Annotated in this window: 16 protein-coding genes and 1 pseudogene; 2 read left to right on the forward strand and 15 right to left on the reverse strand. The window is 32.7% G+C overall.

All coding sequences use genetic code 11. The features are described 5' to 3' along the window. The 7 genes and pseudogenes from Q3907_RS04050 to Q3907_RS04085 form a co-directional block, all read right to left on the reverse strand. On the reverse strand, positions 1-615 hold the full coding sequence (locus Q3907_RS04050; RefSeq protein WP_301897350.1) for a sugar transferase: 615 nt from the start codon (positions 613-615) through the stop codon (positions 1-3). A 277-nt stretch (positions 616-892) separates the two neighbouring features. Then, positions 893-1,174 carry a DUF2871 family protein gene (locus Q3907_RS04055; protein ID WP_301897351.1) on the reverse strand — a complete coding sequence of 94 codons (282 nt, stop codon included), beginning with the start codon at positions 1,172-1,174 and terminating at the stop codon, positions 893-895. Between the two features lie 97 nt (positions 1,175-1,271). Further along, positions 1,272-2,885, reverse strand: coding sequence for a hypothetical protein (locus Q3907_RS04060; protein WP_301897352.1), 1,614 nt, complete (start codon positions 2,883-2,885; stop codon positions 1,272-1,274). Positions 2,886-3,053: 168 nt separating this feature from the next. Then, positions 3,054-4,718, reverse strand: a complete 1,665-nt coding sequence (locus Q3907_RS04065; protein ID WP_301897353.1) for a hypothetical protein — start codon at positions 4,716-4,718, stop codon at positions 3,054-3,056. Between the two features lie 339 nt (positions 4,719-5,057). Beyond that, positions 5,058-5,464 (reverse strand): annotated as a pseudogene (locus Q3907_RS10695) (DUF2871 family protein). Between the two features lie 95 nt (positions 5,465-5,559). Continuing rightward, entirely contained in the window at positions 5,560-6,300 is a 741-nt protein-coding gene (locus Q3907_RS04080) for an N-acetylmuramoyl-L-alanine amidase (protein ID WP_301897355.1), read from the reverse strand. A gap of 179 nt (positions 6,301-6,479) precedes the next feature. Further along, positions 6,480-6,617: a hypothetical protein gene (locus Q3907_RS04085; protein ID WP_295644464.1), complete on the reverse strand. Its 138-nt coding sequence runs from the start codon at positions 6,615-6,617 to the stop codon at positions 6,480-6,482. 103 nt (positions 6,618-6,720) lie between these two features. Here Q3907_RS04085 and Q3907_RS04090 point away from each other — a divergent pair, with 103 nt between their 5' ends. Further along, the gene (locus Q3907_RS04090; protein ID WP_301897356.1) at positions 6,721-9,618 is read left to right on the forward strand and encodes a glycoside hydrolase family 2 TIM barrel-domain containing protein; all 2,898 of its coding nucleotides are present in this window, start codon (positions 6,721-6,723) and stop codon (positions 9,616-9,618) included. Positions 9,619-9,759: 141 nt separating this feature from the next. Here Q3907_RS04090 and Q3907_RS04095 read toward each other — a convergent pair whose 3' ends face one another. The 8 genes from Q3907_RS04095 to Q3907_RS04130 all read right to left on the reverse strand — a co-directional run bounded on the left by Q3907_RS04095 (position 9,760) and on the right by Q3907_RS04130 (position 17,360). Next, positions 9,760-10,017: a helix-turn-helix domain-containing protein gene (locus tag Q3907_RS04095; RefSeq protein WP_301897357.1), complete on the reverse strand. Its 258-nt coding sequence runs from the start codon at positions 10,015-10,017 to the stop codon at positions 9,760-9,762. A gap of 540 nt (positions 10,018-10,557) precedes the next feature. Then, positions 10,558-11,538, reverse strand: coding sequence for a S66 peptidase family protein (locus Q3907_RS04100; RefSeq protein WP_295644455.1), 981 nt, complete (start codon positions 11,536-11,538; stop codon positions 10,558-10,560). A 368-nt stretch (positions 11,539-11,906) separates the two neighbouring features. Continuing rightward, positions 11,907-12,251: a cupin domain-containing protein gene (locus Q3907_RS04105; protein WP_301897358.1), complete on the reverse strand. Its 345-nt coding sequence runs from the start codon at positions 12,249-12,251 to the stop codon at positions 11,907-11,909. Between the two features lie 10 nt (positions 12,252-12,261). Next, a complete protein-coding gene (trpS, locus tag Q3907_RS04110; protein WP_295644451.1) occupies positions 12,262-13,320 on the reverse strand; it encodes a tryptophan--tRNA ligase in 1,059 nt (352 codons plus the stop codon). A 12-nt stretch (positions 13,321-13,332) separates the two neighbouring features. Then, complete coding sequence (gene galE, locus Q3907_RS04115; protein ID WP_301897359.1) at positions 13,333-14,334, reverse strand: UDP-glucose 4-epimerase GalE; 1,002 nt, start codon at positions 14,332-14,334, stop codon at positions 13,333-13,335. A 47-nt stretch (positions 14,335-14,381) separates the two neighbouring features. Next, positions 14,382-14,852, reverse strand: coding sequence for a CpXC domain-containing protein (locus tag Q3907_RS04120; protein WP_295644348.1), 471 nt, complete (start codon positions 14,850-14,852; stop codon positions 14,382-14,384). An 11-nt stretch (positions 14,853-14,863) separates the two neighbouring features. Beyond that, entirely contained in the window at positions 14,864-16,642 is a 1,779-nt protein-coding gene (locus Q3907_RS04125) for an aminopeptidase P family protein (RefSeq protein WP_301897361.1), read from the reverse strand. Between the two features lie 19 nt (positions 16,643-16,661). Next, the gene (locus Q3907_RS04130; protein WP_301897363.1) at positions 16,662-17,360 is read right to left on the reverse strand and encodes a hypothetical protein; all 699 of its coding nucleotides are present in this window, start codon (positions 17,358-17,360) and stop codon (positions 16,662-16,664) included. 78 nt (positions 17,361-17,438) lie between these two features. Between Q3907_RS04130 and Q3907_RS04135 the strand changes: the two genes are divergently transcribed. Further along, the gene (locus Q3907_RS04135) at positions 17,439-18,272 is read left to right on the forward strand and encodes an HAD family hydrolase (protein ID WP_301897365.1); all 834 of its coding nucleotides are present in this window, start codon (positions 17,439-17,441) and stop codon (positions 18,270-18,272) included. The last annotated feature ends 318 nt before the right edge of the window (positions 18,273-18,590 follow it).

Below are 18,590 nucleotides of genomic sequence, written 5' to 3' on the forward strand. Positions count from 1 at the left end.
CTAGTTATTATCTTTATTATGGATACTTCCTGTACCCCCTTCGACAACTCCATCATGTTTCAATACCGAAAAAATTGTCATTAAAAAACATTTTACATCAAATAAAAAGCTTAAATTTTTACAATACTCGCCATCCAATTTAGCCTTGACATCAATCTCTAATTCATCACGACCATTGACCTGTGCCCAACCCGTAAGACCAGGCAAGACATCGTTAGCACCATATGCATCTCTTAATTCAATCAAATCATATTGATTCCATAAAGCAGGTCTAGGACCCACAATTGCCATTTCCCCCTTAAATATATTAAACAACTGTGGAAGCTCATCTAAAGACGTTTTTCTTAAAAACTTACCAACACTTGTAATATATTGATCTGGATTTTCCAATAAATGTGTTGGCATATCTTTAGGCGTATCAATACGCATTGTTCTAAACTTTAAAATATTAAAATAAGATTTGTGAATTCCCACACGCTTCTGTTTAAAAAAGATTGGCCCTGGAGAAGTCACTTTAATTAAAACCATTAATATAATTAAAAGTGGAGATAAAATTATGATTCCAGCTAAACTCAAAACAAAATCGATCATTCGCTTACCGTATTTCGAATACATAAATACACTCTCCTATAAATATAGGGACAAAATCCCTTTATCGAATTATACCATACTCATTTCTATGAAACAAAAAAAGTTCAACAAAAGCTGAACTTAAGATGTAATATTCTCTTTATATAAAGCATATTTATTGAATTATGTGATATTGTCAAAATTAATCCTTGATACAATTTCCAATTGAAATCAACACTAAAATCATAGAAACATCTAAATTTAAATATCCAATTCCTGCAATTCCAGAAAGAACTGCACTTGAAACACCTAAACTAAGAACTTATACTACACCACGGACAACTAACATAACTACAGTTAAATTCAATCCAATATAATAAAACAACAAATATTTACTTACTTTAGTAGCTACAAAATGAAAATTCTTTTCGACAAGAACCAACAACAAGAAAAGCACCATTCCCAACATCAAATAATGTGTATGAACAACCGTCAATGTTGTAAAATCAGTAAAACTATTCAATTTTGTAAATTCACGATAAAACACACCACCAATTAAATCAAGTACTCCATATACAATGGATGCATTCATTAAACACTTCATATTATCACCACCCTTGCCTATTGTGTACCTTTCTTAGACATCCATAAACGGATATGCCCAAATAAAAAGGAGGTATCTCTACCTCCAAATTGAATCATTATTTATTTCTTCTTTTTAATACTTCTACAATTCCAAAACCAGCAACAGAAACAGCCATTAATCCAGTAAAGAATGTACCAGCTGTTTGTACACCCGTATTTACAGTCTTATTCTTTTTAGGATCCTTTTTAGAAACAGAATCTTTCTTAGTTTGTGTTGCAGGTGCAGTTGTAGTTGTGCCTGTTGAAGGCTTAGTTACAACTACATCTTTATATGCCAACATATAACTTGAGAATTGATCTGTTGTAAATGTTCCATCTTCAGCTAAATCTAATGCAGTAACTTTACCATCATGTAAACGTAATACATAGAATTTACGATTTGCTTTTTTCAATTCCTTAGGAATTTCAACTTTGAAAGTCAATGGTTCAGACAACTGAGTTAAATAACCCAAAGTTTCTCCATCACTTACTAAGACAACATCGATTGTAAATGCCTTACTTTCAGTTAAACCATGTTTCTTGGCAAAAGTAGCCAAAGTCTTTTTATCATTTGTTGGAGCAGTATCTTTAGAAACAACAGAAATTTCTGGTGTCGCACCATTTTGAATAGCTTCATCATATTTAGCCTTTAATTCCTTATTCGCCTCTAAATCTAAACTATCCTTTACCAACTTATTTGTATCTGCAGGTAAAGTAGGCGTAACTGGTGCAGTTGGTGTTTCAGGTTTTTCTGTAGTTGCTTTTGGTTCTACAAAAATCTCAATATATTTTGAAATCGGTGCTTTATAATTTCTAAAATCATATGCAGCAGAATCTAACGCATATTCATTATATAGTACTTCGATATCTTTATATCGATTTTCAAAGAATGTTTTAAACTCTCGACAAGTGATCATACCATCACCATTCAAATCAAATTCTGTAGCCTTTGAATAGTAAGGTGCATCATAAATTTCATATTTACCATTCTTTTTTTGTAGTAACTCAAGACTAACATAATTCATATTATCCTTATCTTCAGTGACAGGAACATTGACTACATACCGATTTGCATTATCTTTTATAATCTCATATTCATAATCAGAACCAAGATATTGTAAATTATATTTTGTTGGTATCTCTTTAATCTGTGAATTTGTAACCTTTTCAGCTCCCTTATCCACAAGAACCATTCTTGTACCAACTACATTACCATTAAAAATAAAGTTTACTTCACAAACATCTGTTTGCTCAAAATCGAAATCACCTGAATTTTCTTTCTTTACACACTCTGCTTTATAAATCGTTTTCTCTTCATTTAAAGGATAAATTTTAACACCCGATGCACTACCTTTACCATCGATAACCGCAACATATCCTTCAGGAAAACATTGTTTTGTGATTACTTCTACAATTTCATCATAAGTTGCATCTTGAGCTATTTCTACACTCACATCCTTGTAGGCACAATCTGAATAAATATATGGCCCTCTCTCATGAATTACCAATTGTACTGTAATTGTTTTTAGTGCAGCACGCTCATTTACATTGGTTTCATTTGAAACCTCTGCAATTGGAGTTGAATTCTCCAAAGTTTCATCAACTTCTTCTGCAAAAACTGGTAAAACCATACCAGCCACAGTCACAACACTCAACCCCAGTGATAATAACTGCTTTGTTAATTTGTTCATTATTAAAACCCTCCTAACTAACCTCATTGTACTAGATTTAAAGTATCACTAAAAGCGTTTTCAGTTAGAACTTGACCATAAATCATCATACGTTAACAACTATTATTGCAATATGATACTCTTAACAGGTTATATAAAAGGAGGTATCTCTACCTCCAAATTGAATCATTATTTATTTCTTCTTTTTAATACTTCTACAATTCCAAAACCAGCAACAGAAACAGCCATTAATCCAGTAAAGAATGTACCAGCTGTTTGTACACCCGTATTTACAGTCTTATTCTTTTTAGGATCCTTTTTAGAAACAGAATCTTTCTTAGTTTGTGTTGCAGGTGCAGTTGTAGTTGTGCCTGTTGAAGGCTTAGTTACAACTACATCTTTATATGCCAACATATAACTTGAGAATTGATCTGTTGTAAATGTTCCATCTTCAGCTAAATCTAATGCAGTAACTTTACCATCATGTAAACGTAATACATAGAATTTACGATTTGCTTTTTTCAATTCCTTAGGAATTTCAACTTTGAAAGTCAATGGTGCAGATAACTGAGTTAAATAACCCAAAGTTTCTCCATCACTTACCAACGCAACATCAATTGTAAATACATTTCCAGCACCATATCCGTTTTCTTTTGCAAATTTATTTAAACGATTGTTGTCTGCATCAGAAACAGCACCCTCACGTTTCATAACTGGAACAAGTGTAGGTGTAGCACCATTTGAAACAGCCTCATCATATTTAGCCTTAAGATCTTTATTTACCTCTAAAGCTAAACTATTCTTTAATAAATCTGTTGTATCTGTTGGATATTTTTCTGGTTTAGCTACAAGCGCATCACTACTATGTAAATACATTACATATGTATCAGAAGATTCTTCAATCAAATCATCAAAAGTATAGAATACATAGTCATTCTCACCAGTTAACCAATATTGAATATCTTTCTTTGTACCATATGCAGGAACTTCTGCAGTATGAATCACTCCATCTGTAGCATCATTGATATATACTTTGTAACTAACAGTTTTTGGCTTATAAACTTGTAAAGTCCATTGCTTTTCACCATTTTTATCAAATTCATATCCTAAAGTGAATGATTTATATCCAGTTGGAACATAATTATCTTCAATATAACCAAAAGCATCTTCAGTTTCATTTAGCTTCAACTCAAAATTTTGTGGTTCCCTAGTTTCATATTGATAAACAACTTTTAAATGATGATTTTCAAAAACATCTGTAGACTTTTTGACTACATAAACTCTATATCCACCATTACCATCTTTTTCAATCAATGGCTTTTCATTTTCATACGCAAGCTTATATTTTGTTGGAATACCAAACTCAACATCTTTACTTACCATGTCTGCATCTAAATAGTCACTTAATTTAATTAAAGTATTTCCGACCACTTCATCAGATCCATTAAGTACATATTCAACTTTGTAATCCTTCAATTGAACTTGTGGAGCATTTTTATTCACTAAATGCATATACCATACGTTTTCATCTTCCGGAGTATTATAAAGACCTGAAGCGCCACCTTTTCCATCAATGCCATATCCTGCAGGAACATAATTATTCGCAATTATATTCATTACTTCGAAAAAATCAGCATTTGCAGGCACCTCCACATCAATAGGATTCGGTTCTTCTTTTCCATCCTTGAAAACATGTAACTTAATTGTTTTCGTACCTTCCTTAGTTGTTTGAGTTGAAGAATTTTGAGCTTTTAAAACATTCACTCCATCATTTGCGAGTACCGGTGAAACCATACCAACCACAGTTACAACACTCAACCCTAATGAAAGTAACTGCTTTGTTAATTTGTTCATTATTAAGCCCTCCTAACCAATTTCATTATACTAGATTTAAAGTATCATTAAAAGCGCTTTCAGTTAGAACTTGACCATAAATCATCATACGTTAACAAATCTATATATGATAATTTCTCATTATTTTGGTTATAAAAAAAGAAAAGTTCAACTCTTTTACAAAATCAAAGCTATCGTCTTAAAAACAAAGACCCGTCTTTAGAGGTTTGCACCATTTTTTTACTATTCAACCTCTATAGTCAGGTATGAAGCAAAAAAAGTTCAACAAAAGCTGAACTTAAGATGTAATATTTTCTTTATATAAAACATTATTTACAAATTATGCGATAATGTCAAAAATCAATACGCCATATTTATAATTGCGTTTTTAATAGAAATCAAAATCATTATAAGCGAAATTCCTAAAATTAAGTGTCCAATAACTGCAATTCCTGCTATTACTACATTTAAAGCTGTAGTTAAAGAATTCAAATATACAACTTGAATAACACCACGAATCATTAACATGATTACTGTTAAATTCAATCCCAAATGATAAAAGAATACATAACTTTTTGTCCTATCATTCATGAAATGAAGATTCATCTCTAATAATGCTAGAATCAAGAAAACATCATTCCCAACATAAAATAATGTGTATGTACAACCGATAAAGAAGTATATGTACTAAAACCATTCAATTTTATAAATTCACGATAAAACACATCACCAATTAAACCAAGTACTCCATATACAATGGATGTCATATTATAACCACCCTTGCCTATTGTGTACCTTTCTTAGACATCCATAAACGGATATGCCCATATAAAAAGGAGGTATCTCTACCTCCAGTCAACACTTATTTATTTTCATCATCTTCTGATTTTTTATTCATTTTTGTAATATGTTTGTTGAGAGCTTTCGCGACAGCCTTCGAAATCTTCTTTTGAATTTTTTTATTCTCAATCTTCTTGATTTCTTTTGGATTTGTACCAAAACCAACTTCAAATAAAATAGATGGTATTTTTTGTGAATCCACTACATGCAAAGGAGATGATTCTGTCGTTAATGTACCACGATCATACGTCCATTCTAAACTAGATAAATTTTTTGACATATAATCCGTAATCTTCTTACCTTCTTTATCATCTTTACGAATATAAGAAACATAACCAGAACAACTAGGATCTAGATTTGAATTAATATGGTAAGCGAAGTAATAATCAGCTTTCTTTTCTTTAGCCATCTTAACTCTTGCTCTTAAATCCTTTGCTTCATCTTCTGGCCACGAAACCTTATCACTAGTACGTGTATAAACAACTTTAATATCTGGATTCAGTTTTTCAAGTTGTTTACCCGTTTCTAAAGCATAAGCTAACGTTAAATCTTTTTCAGCAGTACCATCCACCGCAATCGTTCCACCATCATATCCACCATGCCCAGCATCAATCATTACAGTCGCAATATATTCATGCGGCTCATTTGTTTCTGTCTTTGTAAACTTAGAAATTATCATAATAATGCCGACAACCAAACAAACACCCACACCAACAATAATTAAATTTCCTATTTTCAATTTCCTTTTTTTCGTATTTTTCATATTATGAATTATAACATTCATTAAAATATTATTCAAAAAATTTATAGTTAAAATAACTCTATTTAAACTTGTTTTAGAAAAAATAAAGGAACAGAAACTGCCCCTTAACTATTTACTATTTTTTAATACTTTTAAATCACCAAGTCACATCTTTATATGAAAAGAAAAGCTAAATTATTCTACAAAATCAATGCCATCATTTTAAATACAAAGACTACAATCAATAAGATTCCAATCCATTTTATACACTTAAAAGTAAACTTAATCACAAAATAAATTAAAGCTATTGAAATTACTAAACCCAACAAGTTTGACATGACTATACCTCCAATTTATTTTCTATTTTAGTTTATTTTCAACTTCCTTTCAATAGGACGGTTTGCTATAATGAAAGATACCCAAATACAAGGAGTGATATTCATGCGAACACCAGATTTAAACTGGCTAAAAGACTCTCGTATCTTTCAAGTCAATCGACTACAAGCATACAGTGATCATATATATACAATGGGAAAAGACAAAAAGCCAAGCTCTTTTTCTCTAAATGGAACATGGAAATTTAAACAATCTAAAAACTTTGATTCATGCTTCAAATTCTTTTATAACACAGAATTTAATGATGCCAACTGGAACGATATCCAAGTACCAGGACACATTCAACTTCAAGGATTCGATAATCCCCACTATACAGATGTGACTTACCCATGGGATGGCCATGATGTAGTTAAGCCTGGACAAATTGATATGGATAAAAATAAAGTGTATCAATACCGTAAAACTTTTGATCTACCACAAGACTTTATCAACCACAAACTCATTCTTTCTTTTGAAGGTGTCGAAAGTAATGTCTACGTCTGGCTAAACGGAATCTTTTTAGGCTACAGCGAAGATTCCTTTACACCAAGTCGCTTTGACATCACAAAATACGTTCAAGAAAAAGATAACACTCTATGTGTACGGATTTTTCAAAAATGTACAGGCACATGGCTAGAAGATCAAGATATGTGGCGATTTAGCGGAATCTTTAGAGATGTCATGATCTATAAACAACCAGACATCCATATTCAAGATTTACATATTGATACAAATATTGATTTAGACACAAAGAAAAGTATTCTAACATGTACATGCAAGCTTACTTCTAATGAAACGCATACGCTGCAAACAAAGCTATATGATCCACAAGGAAACATTGTATGGAATGCCAATATGCAAGATACTTTTGAAATCCCTGTTGAAAATACAATTCTTTGGAGTAGTGAATTTCCAAATCTATATCAATTAGAAATTGTACTCTACGATACAAATAATGAAATCTTAGAGACCATTCAAGAACAAGTTGGCTTTCGTAAATTTAGCCTTGAATATGGCATTATGAAATTGAATGGAAAACGCATCGTCTTCCATGGTATCAACCGTCATGAATGGAACCCAAAAACGGGAAGATCTATCACATCTGAACAAATGGAAGAAGATATCCATATGTTAAAATCATTAAATATCAATGCCGTAAGAACATCACACTATCCAAACAATAGCTATTGGTATAAACTTTGTGATCAATACGGAATTTATGTCATTGACGAAATGAATCTAGAAACACATGGTGCCAATGAAATTCTTCCTCAAAACAAACCAGAATGGACTGATTGTCTATTGGATCGTGCTAGAAGCATGTATGAAAGAGATAAAAACCACGCATGTATATTAATGTGGTCTTTAGGCAATGAAGCTGGAAGCGGATCTAACTTTATGATTCTGCACGACTACTTTAAAGAACAAGATGCATCAAGACTTGTACACTATGAAGGCATTACACAAGATCGTACATTTGAAAATGCTTCAGACATTGAATCTAGAATGTATACTTCACCAGAAAATGTGAAAGCCTATCTAGACTCACATCCAATCAAGCCATTTCTATTATGCGAATATATGCATGCGATGGGAAACAGTTTAGGTGGTATGGAAGAATATACCAACCTTGAAGATGAATACGAACAATACCAAGGCGGCTTTGTATGGGACTATGTCGATCAAGCCATTGAAAAAGATGGACAATATTATTATGGACAGGATTTTGATGATTATCCAAACGACTCAAATTTCTGTGGAGATGGTATTCTACTTGCAAATCGCCAAGAGACTGGCAAAAGTCAAGAATTAAAACAACTCTATCGCTATGTCGATATGGAAATCCATTATGATACGATCACAATCAAAAATAAGAACTTATTCTATGACCTAAGTAAAGATACCTTTATATTTGAACTGAAACGCAATGGACTTGCCATTCAATCCGGCATCTTTAAAACAAGTGTGGAACCAGGCACTACAAAAACAATGCCTGTACAATTTAAACAAATCAACACGCCTGGCTATTATACAAAAACCATCTACTACAAAACTCCATTTGGCATCCAATCCTTTGACCAACAAGTTTTTGAAGTCAAACAAGACGAACCAGAATCAAAACCAATGTTTGTAGTAGAAGGAATCAGTACAATTGGCATCCAATTTAAGGATATAGAATACTTATTTGACAAAAGAAAAGGTTTAGTATCCATTAAAGTTGATGATAAAGAAACGCTTAAACAAGCACCAAAGCCTATCTTCTATAGAGCATTAACCGACAATGATCGTGGTGCCAAACAAACCTACTCCAACTGGCTAAATGCAAGCCTATTTCAAAATGTTATTGATTTTAAAATGATACGCAATTCTAAATGTGCACAAATGATCTATACCCTTCAATTGGAGTCGATTGAAGAAGAATGTAAACTTGTTTATACCGTTTATTCAAACCAAAGCATTCAAATCCAGTTACATATGGATAAAAATTCAAAAAGACAAACCCTTCCCCTATTTGGAATTGAGTTTGCCCTAAAAGAATCATTCAAAAATTTTGCGTACTTCGGTAAAGGTGAAAAAGATACATATGCCGATAGAAATCATGCATTAACAGATTTCTATTCTGAAAATGTAGATACAAACTACATTCCATACTTAAAACCACAAGAACATGGAAACCATGTCGAATGCAAATGGTGCTGTCTATCTGACAATACAATTGGATTCAACCTAAAAAGTGAAAACATGGAATGTCAAGCCAGCAAATATTCTTTTATGCACTTATATAATGCCAACCACACATTTGAACTGCCACAAACTCAAACAACCTATTTAAGAATCACAAAACAACAAATGGGCGTAGGTGGAATCAATAGCTGGGGTGCAAAAGTACAACCCCAATATTTGATTGATCAATCTAAAAATCTAGACTTTACTTGTACACTTTATATTTCAAAGAAGGATTGATTTCCTTCTTTTTATTTGGTGCTTACTATACATACAAAGAAAACAAGTAGATTCCCACAGGTAATACAAGCATGGCTTAAATGACTGCACTTGAATATTTTATAAACTCAATTCATCCTCATTGATAAATCCATGCGCCCATCAACAAATCTCCTGCAAAATAGGTACGACCGGCTCTGCTCTTGATATTAAAACATATTCAGTACGAGGCAAAATCTCATCATATGATTTACGTTCAATAATACCATTTGAAATCAAATGCTTTAATGTCGGCACAAGAACCGCGTCCGTAATATTCACCATTTCTTTACGAAGCTGAGTATAGCGTAAAGTCTTTTTGTTGGCCAATACACAAATAATACAAAAATTCCACTTACCTTTAAAATATATCCAATCCATACTCCAAAGGACAACGAATATCCTTTTCTAATTTTGGTTTATACATGTTATAACCCAGAGAAATTAAACAAGAACTCTTTTATTCTTCAAGTACCTATTAAATTTAATAGGTACCTACAACACACTCTTATTTTCTGCACCAGGCGTTGTTACAATGATACGATGCACCCTTAGCTGTTGCTGCACCTTTAAACATATCTACAATTTCACCTTCAGTCACACACTTTGCCTTGCCCTGAATTTAATATCCCTCTAAACTAGAAGCATCATATGCACTAATTGCAATCTCACCATTATTTTCCAAAAGATTTTTAACGTTGTTTCCAAGAATACCTATCCAATCAACAATACATCGGATTTTGAAATACTCTTAAATGCCACTAAAACAACATTTGGCTTTCCATTCAAACAAGTAGCCAAATCCCACATACTATTCTCTAATACTTTTTTACATTATCGTTCATCATACAAATGACCTTCTTACAACACACATTATAAGAAGGTCACTCTCAAAATATAAGATATTAAAAAATTGTTAAGTTACTCTTTTATTTCATAGTGAATACTACCACAACCATCATAAACCTTAACTTTAGCCATGGCACCATTCACCACATACATATGCGGATAGGTATGTCCAATGTCCATCTTAAGTACAACATCTATATCTGGTAAAGCCTTTTTAAATGCCTGCTCATATCCAATCAAATCCGAAACATTCTTAAATAATACACGACCCACTAAAATAGCCTTTGTATATTTAAAATAACCCATATATTTCATTTTCAATAAAGCACGATATACATCACATGAATTCATTGAAAAAATATCAAAAAACCAAATAATGCCATCCAATTTATAACGTTCATTAAATTCTTCTACAAAATCATAGGGCGTACCTGCCATATCATTGATACTCTCAAAACACCCTCCTAAAAGCCTACCCTCTGCATCACAACTACCTACATACTCTGTGTTTGTATTAAGTATGGGTGCACCATCATTATAAAAATCAACATCCTGATGTAGTGAACTTGAATGAAGAACGTTATTTTTCCCTTTTAAAAATTCAATACATAAATCTGAATATTCATTGATTCCAAATTCATCAAAACTACCCGCATTAAATCCATATAAAGTAGCCAAATCACACTTACATGTTATTGGAAATAATAAATTTGTTGGATCACTCGCACCCAAATACCACTTTGGATTCTTTTCAATCAAATCAAAATCAAGATATGGCAACGTTTCAAATTGAAAATCACCACCCGCAGCTAGCCATATGGCATCTACATTTGAATCATTAACTAATGAGTTCAATTCAGTAACACGAGTTAATGCATCACAACTAGGTTCACTATCATTTCTTACACTGTTTGTTTCAATCACATTAAAACCATGACTTTTTATATACTTTATAGACTCATCAAAACTATCTAGCTTATGTCCTACACCACTCGACATAGCACATACGCCAATCGTATTATTATTCACATTTAAAAACTTAGGATATTTCATAAAAAAAACCTCCATTCCTATTATAATGAAAAAACGACAAGACTCAAAATCTTGTCGCATTCCCATAGTTTTAAAATAGAAAGGAAGTTTCATGTATTGCCCTAATACATTTCTATTATAGTCAAATAATAACGATTTGTCTTTATACTTTTTAGTTAAAATACAAAATTTTAACTAAAAAGAGCAGGGCGCAATCCTGCTCTTCAAGCATCCTCTACTAAGTCGCGATTTAAGAGAATATATTGACGGATTATTTCTCACAGAAATATTATAGAGAGAAACAGTTTTATGTGCGAAAACGCTTTCACAAAACCAATAGTATTATATATCAATTTTGTTTATTATGTTTGCACAAATTAGTAATCTGTTTATAATTTTTGTTCATTATTATAAATAATGAGAGCCATAAATACAAGGTCTTCATCCTGCTCATTTGCGATACTATGACCCTTGCCACTCGGTGTAAAATAATGTTCACCTGGCTTTAAATACAACGTTCTTTCATGATTATCATCCAAAGTAGCTATTCCAGAAAGGACAAAGTAATCTTCTCCATCTCCATCATGCACATGATAACCAACACTACATCCCTTTTTTAAAGTAACCTTGGCATAAACACGATTCATACCATGCATTTCATCTGCAGTCATGATATGTTCAAAATGTGCTACACCAGTACCACCCATAAAATTTTCTTTTTCTACAATTACCATAATCTATCCCCTAAATCAAAGAATTATCTTTAAAATAATTGATTTTCATACTTGATTTAACTTCATCCAACGTCTTTTGAGCTGTTGCGTAAGCCTTTTTAGTACCTTCTTCTAAGATTTTTACAACTTCTGGAAGTTTAGCTTCCCATTCCAGTCTTCTTTCACGAATTGGACTCAACTCTTCTTGCATAACACTATTCAAGAAACGTTTCACTTTAACATCTCCTAATCCACCACGTTGATAGTGTGCTTTTAATGCATCCAAGTTTTCATATTCTGGTAAATACTTTTCAAAATGTTCTGGCTTGCAGAATGCATCTAAATATGTAAATACACAGTTTCCTTCAATCTTACCAGGATCACTTACCTTGATATGATCTGGATCTGTATACATGCTCATAACTTTCTTTTTAATTGTTTCTGCATCATCTGACAAATAAATACAGTTACCTAATGATTTAGACATCTTCGCCTTACCATCTGTACCAGGAAGTCTTAAACAAGCACAGTTTTGTGGCAATAAGATTTTTGGTTCAACCAAAGTTTCACCATAAATCGAATTGAATTTATGAACGATTTCCTGAGTCTGCTCAATCATTGGCATTTGATCTTCTCCTGCAGGTACTGTCGTTGCCTTAAATGCAGTTATATCAGCTGCCTGTGAAATTGGATAACATTGGAAACCAACAGGAATACTCGAATCAAATCCACGCATTTTGATTTCTGCTTTTACTGTTGGATTTCTCTGAAGACGACTAACTGAGACTAGGTTCATATAATAGAAAGTCAATTCTGTTAATTGAGAAATCTCAGACTGAATGAAAATCGTTGTCTTACTTGGATCAATACCACAAGCCAAATAATCTAAGGCAACCTCTAAAATATTTTCACGCACCTTATCTGGATTATCAAAGTTATCTGTCAACGCCTGTGCATCCGCAATCATAATATAAATTTCATCGAACTCCCCAGAATTTTGTAAAAGGACACGATTTCTCAATGACCCAACATAATGTCCAATATGTAGTTTTCCTGTGGGACGATCTCCCGTTAAAATAATTTTTGCCATAAATACCTCACACTACAATAATTGCTTTTTCGCAAAATTCCATGTGTCTCTACACATATCATCTAGATTCTTTTCAGCTACCCAACCAAGTTGTTCCTTAGCTCTTGTAGGATCTGCGTAGCAAGTCGCAATATCACCAGGACGTCTAGGCTTGATGACATAAGGAATCTTGATTCCATTTACTCTTTCAAAAGCATGTACAATATCTAATACACTATAGCCTTTTCCTGTTCCCAAGTTACAAATATGAACACCTGGCGTATTGTATTTTTCAATCGCTAGTACATGACCCTTTGCCAAGTCGACTACATGAATATAGTCACGAACCCCTGTTCCATCTGGTGTATCATAATCATCACCAAATACACCAAGTTCACTAAGCTCACCAGTAGCCACCTTCATAATATAAGGCATCAAGTTATTTGGAATTCCCTTTGGATTTTCTCCAATCAAACCCGATTCATGCGCTCCAATTGGATTGAAATAACGAAGTAACGTTACACTCATTTCTGGATTGGCAAACTGCACATCCGTTAAGATTCTTTCCATCATAGCCTTAGTTGCACCATATGGATTTGTCGTAACACCTAGCTTACAATCCTCTGTTAAAGGAACGACTTCTGGATCTCCATAAACAGTCGCACTTGAACTAAATACAATACTTGGCACATGATATTTCTTCATCATCTTGGCAACAATTAAAGTTGTCATCAAGTTATTTGTATAATACTCAATTGGTTTTTGAACACTTTCACCAACCGCCTTAAATGCGCAACAATGAATCACCGCATCCAATTTATTTTCTTTAAATACAGCTTCCGTCTTTTCTTCATCTAATACATTAAATTCATAAAACTTAACATGTTTTCCTGTAATCTTATAGATTGAATCCAATACTTCTGGTTTAGAATTTGAGAAATCATCGATTACGACAACATCATGACCACTTTCTAATAATTCAACACAAATATGACTACCGATATATCCGGCACCACCCGCAATTAAAATATTCATATGTAATACCTCGTTTCTATCTGCTATTATACCCTATTTTACTTAGTCTACAAAATAAGAATCTCTTTACATTCTTTTTCTGATAAAGATACAGCTACGTCTTCAAACCAAAGACAATGATTTTTCGCATCAAAATAATCAAATTTAATACTTCGACCTAACTTATTTTCCAATAAATTCTTTTTCGTTAAAACCATTTTTGGATTTAAACTTTGATCATAGATTTTAAAGGCCAAAAGAAATTGTGAAACACTATGACACAACACAACTTGTTCATCTTCACTCAAATTGTCAATATGCTTCTGTTCAGTTAGCACAAGATCAAACTTTTTTTTAGGATCTCGATAAATAAATGGATAATATAAATAAAACATAGACTTACAATTCTGACATTGATGCATAAAATAGGATCCATCATTCAAGCGTTTTTTTGCGACTATGTCCATTTGTGCTATCACAACTGTATCTCTTTTTATCTCAAAAACATGCCCACAATGTGGACATGTTACTGGTATCATTCTTTCTTTCATTAAATAGATCTACAAGCAGATTTCAACCATTCTGATTCATCAGCTGTCAAATATGGACTGATTTTTTCAAATACTTCTTTATGATAATTGTTTAGCCAAGCCTTTTCTTCGTTAGTCAATAAATCTACATCTAAACCATCTAAATCAAATGGTACAAATGTCAGTGGTTCAAAATGCATAAACTGTCCATAGTTATTCACATTTCCTTTAACTACAACCATTTCATTTTCATGACGAATACCAAACTTACCTTCACAATACACACCTGGTTCATTTGAAGTAATCATACCCTCATCTAATACACACATTTCATTACGGTGTGGCAACACTTTCCATCTAAAACCATTTGGAGATTCATGTACATTCAATAAGTGTCCTACACCATGTCCTGTACCACATTGATAATCCATATCATGATCCCATAATGGTCCGCGAGCAAGAATATCTAAGTTTAATCCTGAACATCCAAATAAGAAGTGCGCATCAGATAGACGAATGTGTCCTCTTAAAGCTTTTGTAAACCAATACCTTTCCTCTTCACTGATTTTACCCAAGACAAATGTACGTGTAATATCTGTAGTACCCTCTAAATATTGTCCACCACTATCAATTAGAAGCATACCCTCATTTGTGACATCTACATTTGTTTCAGGCTTTGAAGAATAGTGCATCATCGCTGCATGTTCTTTATAAGCACAAATCGTATTAAAACTATCTTCTAAATAGTTTTCTTGTTCACTACGAAGAACTTGTAATTTAGATTGTATACTCATTTCGCTCATTTCAATCTTACCAGCGTTCTTCTTTAACCAATACATGAATTTTGTTACGGCAACACCATCTTTAATGTGTGCCCACTTTGTACACTTTAACTCTGTATCATTCTTTAAAGCTTTCCATAAAATAATTGGACTTTCCTTAAATACTGTTTTAGCCTTTAAATTTGATACAATCGCATAATTCACACTTGATGGATCAATTAAAACAGTGTTTTCTAATTCTTTACTTTCTGCATAGATATCGTTATATGCACATACTTTTACATTGTTCTTTTCAAACTCTTTTTTACTTAATTCATCTAAACGACTCGCATCCATATAAATAGATGCAGAATCCAAAGAAACAATAGAATATGCCAATGCGACTGGGAAATTAGGAATGTCATGTGCTCTTAAATTATAAAGCCACGCAATCTGATCTACACTTGTTAAGATGATAGATTCAACTTTTGTTTCTTTTAAATATGCGCGCAAACGACCTAACTTACTTTCCATTGATTCACCAGAAAATTTTTCTGAATAATGGAAAGTTGGTGTACTAGGAAGTTCAGGACGATTTGTCCAAACATCATTAACTAAGTCTAGATTTACATTCATATTCAAGCGTGCTAGATCAAACACAGATTTATATGCCAAAGCATCCTTTGTGTTCATAACACGGCCATCAAATCCAACTGTATCATTTTCTTTTAGATTTTCAATAATATACGCATCCAATTCAGGTACACCAGGCTGACCTTGTTTCATCAAATCAATACCTGTTCCATTTAATTGATTTGCTGCCTGAATGAAGTAACGACCATCTGTCCATAGTGCTGCTTTATCTAATAATACAACTAAAATTCCCGCACTACCTGTAAATCCAGACATATATTTACGACATGCGAAATAGTCACAAACATATTCTGTTTCATGGAAGTCACTTGTAGGAACAATGTAAGCTTGTACATTATTTTCCTTCATTTTCTCACGTAATTTTGAAATTCTTTCTGTAATCATTTTTAAAATCCTTCTTTCTCTATGCTAATTTCTTTAGGGCATCCACTTGATATACTTTATCTAAGAAATCAAAGGCTCCCACAGAAAAACATAATACAATACCCATTAAAAATAACATTTTAATGATATATGTTATAAAATAAACACCCTTTACACTGCTTTCTAGACGCATGTATTTAAAATGTGACCACATAATAAATAGTGGAAATAAAAACAACATACTTTGGAATAGCCAATACATCCAAGTACGATTTTGTAGAAGGTATAAAATATCAAATGCCTTATGCGCATGAAAATCAAGCATAAATTGATTGATAACTGCAACAGATGCATGACCGTTCAAAAAGCCGAGTGCACCTAAAAAACAAATACCTACAAATGCGTTATTCAGCAAAATACAAGTTCTTGCGACTTGCTGGCTCTTTTTAGATGTAACTCGATTGACCTGTGCCAACAGACATAAATAGCTCAAAACAAAAAAGATCGTATATACTACGGAATAAAATGGAATAAATGAATAAAATACACAAAATATGATAGATACTCCAATCAACAAATTCGCTATTGAATCCGTTGTTGTGTGATATCTTCGTACTTTTCGAATTCCATTTTTTTGCATAGAGAATGCACGTGTAATCAAATTATAGACTGGTTTTGGCAAAACCGACATCAAAATAACGAATACACCTACAACGCCTATCACAATATAATCACCCATTATATCCTCCCCTTTAAATCTTTACCTTTCTATTGTAGAATAAAAATATCATTTCGTCCAATAAGAAAGAGGTGCAGAATGAAACTTGTTTTTTTAGATGCCGATGGCACACTATTTCACCACGAAGGATACATACCAGAGAGTGCAATCAAAGCTTGCATCCAAGCACAAAAGAATGGTCATAAAATTATTTTGTGTACAGGAAGACAACGCATTGAAATTTTTGGTCCCATGTTAAAAATAGATTATGATGCGATTATTGCCGGTAGTGGTGCAACGATTGAATGTAACCACAAAATCATTGAAGAAAACGCATTATCTAAAGAAGAAAGTCAATATTTGTCAAACTATCTTCTCACAAATAACATTCCAGCTAATTTTGAATCTAGCACCAGAATCTATGCTACTCAATATACAAAAGATACCATGTTAAAAATGGTCGAAGAACAATGTGTAGGAAAAAGTGAAGAAGAAAAGGCCAAACATGGCCTTACAATTCTTACAAGTCAAATTACAGTTGTCAACAACATTCTAGATTTAGTCTATAACAAAGTGTCTGTCATTGATAATGGCAAAACACCATATAAAAAAATCCAACAAGATCTATCTGATAAATATGATGTAATTCCCGCAACATTTGCCCCACTTGGAAAAGAAAGTGGCGAAATCACTTCTTATCATATCAACAAGGCAACTGGAATAGATTCAGTGGTTAAATACTTTAATGCTGACATCAAAGATACAATTGCGATTGGGGATGGTTTTAATGATCTTCCTATGTTTGAAAAAGCCTATTTAAGTGTTGCGATGGGAAATGCCCCACAAGAAATCAAAGATAAAGCTGATATGATTACTACATCCCTAGATGATGATGGTGTATATCACGCCTTTAAAGAATTAAAGCTTATATAGACTAAAACTCCCATAAGGGAGTTTTATTTTATCCAAATCAATCATGATAAGACACTTCTTTTCCAACAAAATGATCTTTTGTCTTAATCGCAATACAATTTGGTAAATCATATACGATTTTTGTAAGACATTGCATTTTTCTATTCTAGAATCAATTTTATCGACAATATTCATAATCTAAGATTCTTTTACAATTTTTTTGCCATTACTATGCAAAAAAAACGCCTAGATTTCTCTAAGCGTTTGTATGTGTTACTCTTCTACGATTTCACTTAATCGATCAATACCCACTTGGATACGACGTAACGTTTCATCTTT

This window comes from uncultured Holdemanella sp. (assembly GCF_958348295.1).
Taxonomy (GTDB): Bacteria; Bacillota_I; Bacilli_A; order Erysipelotrichales; family Erysipelotrichaceae; genus Holdemanella.

Bases quoted from the DNA above. Each gene is read 5' to 3' on its own strand.
- Q3907_RS04095 (WP_301897357.1), bottom strand. From the start codon at position 10,017: ATGGATTGGATATATTTTAAAGGTAAGTGGAATTTTTGTATTATTTGT.
- Q3907_RS04100 (WP_295644455.1), bottom strand. From the start codon at position 11,538: ATGAAATATCCTAAGTTTTTAAATGTGAATAATAATACGATTGGCGTA.
- Q3907_RS04105 (WP_301897358.1), bottom strand. From the start codon at position 12,251: ATGGTAATTGTAGAAAAAGAAAATTTTATGGGTGGTACTGGTGTAGCA.
- Q3907_RS04085 (WP_295644464.1), bottom strand. From the start codon at position 6,617: ATGTCAAACTTGTTGGGTTTAGTAATTTCAATAGCTTTAATTTATTTT.
- Q3907_RS04130 (WP_301897363.1), bottom strand. From the start codon at position 17,360: ATGGGTGATTATATTGTGATAGGCGTTGTAGGTGTATTCGTTATTTTG.
- galE (WP_301897359.1), bottom strand. From the start codon at position 14,334: ATGAATATTTTAATTGCGGGTGGTGCCGGATATATCGGTAGTCATATT.
- Q3907_RS04090 (WP_301897356.1), top strand. From the start codon at position 6,721: ATGCGAACACCAGATTTAAACTGGCTAAAAGACTCTCGTATCTTTCAA.
- Q3907_RS04080 (WP_301897355.1), bottom strand. From the start codon at position 6,300: ATGAAAAATACGAAAAAAAGGAAATTGAAAATAGGAAATTTAATTATT.
- Q3907_RS04050 (WP_301897350.1), bottom strand. From the start codon at position 615: ATGTATTCGAAATACGGTAAGCGAATGATCGATTTTGTTTTGAGTTTA.
- Q3907_RS04125 (WP_301897361.1), bottom strand. From the start codon at position 16,642: ATGATTACAGAAAGAATTTCAAAATTACGTGAGAAAATGAAGGAAAAT.
- Q3907_RS04120 (WP_295644348.1), bottom strand. From the start codon at position 14,852: ATGATACCAGTAACATGTCCACATTGTGGGCATGTTTTTGAGATAAAA.
- Q3907_RS04060 (WP_301897352.1), bottom strand. From the start codon at position 2,885: ATGAACAAATTAACAAAGCAGTTATTATCACTGGGGTTGAGTGTTGTG.
- Q3907_RS04065 (WP_301897353.1), bottom strand. From the start codon at position 4,718: ATGAACAAATTAACAAAGCAGTTACTTTCATTAGGGTTGAGTGTTGTA.
- Q3907_RS04135 (WP_301897365.1), top strand. From the start codon at position 17,439: ATGAAACTTGTTTTTTTAGATGCCGATGGCACACTATTTCACCACGAA.
- trpS (WP_295644451.1), bottom strand. From the start codon at position 13,320: ATGGCAAAAATTATTTTAACGGGAGATCGTCCCACAGGAAAACTACAT.
- Q3907_RS04055 (WP_301897351.1), bottom strand. From the start codon at position 1,174: ATGAAGTGTTTAATGAATGCATCCATTGTATATGGAGTACTTGATTTA.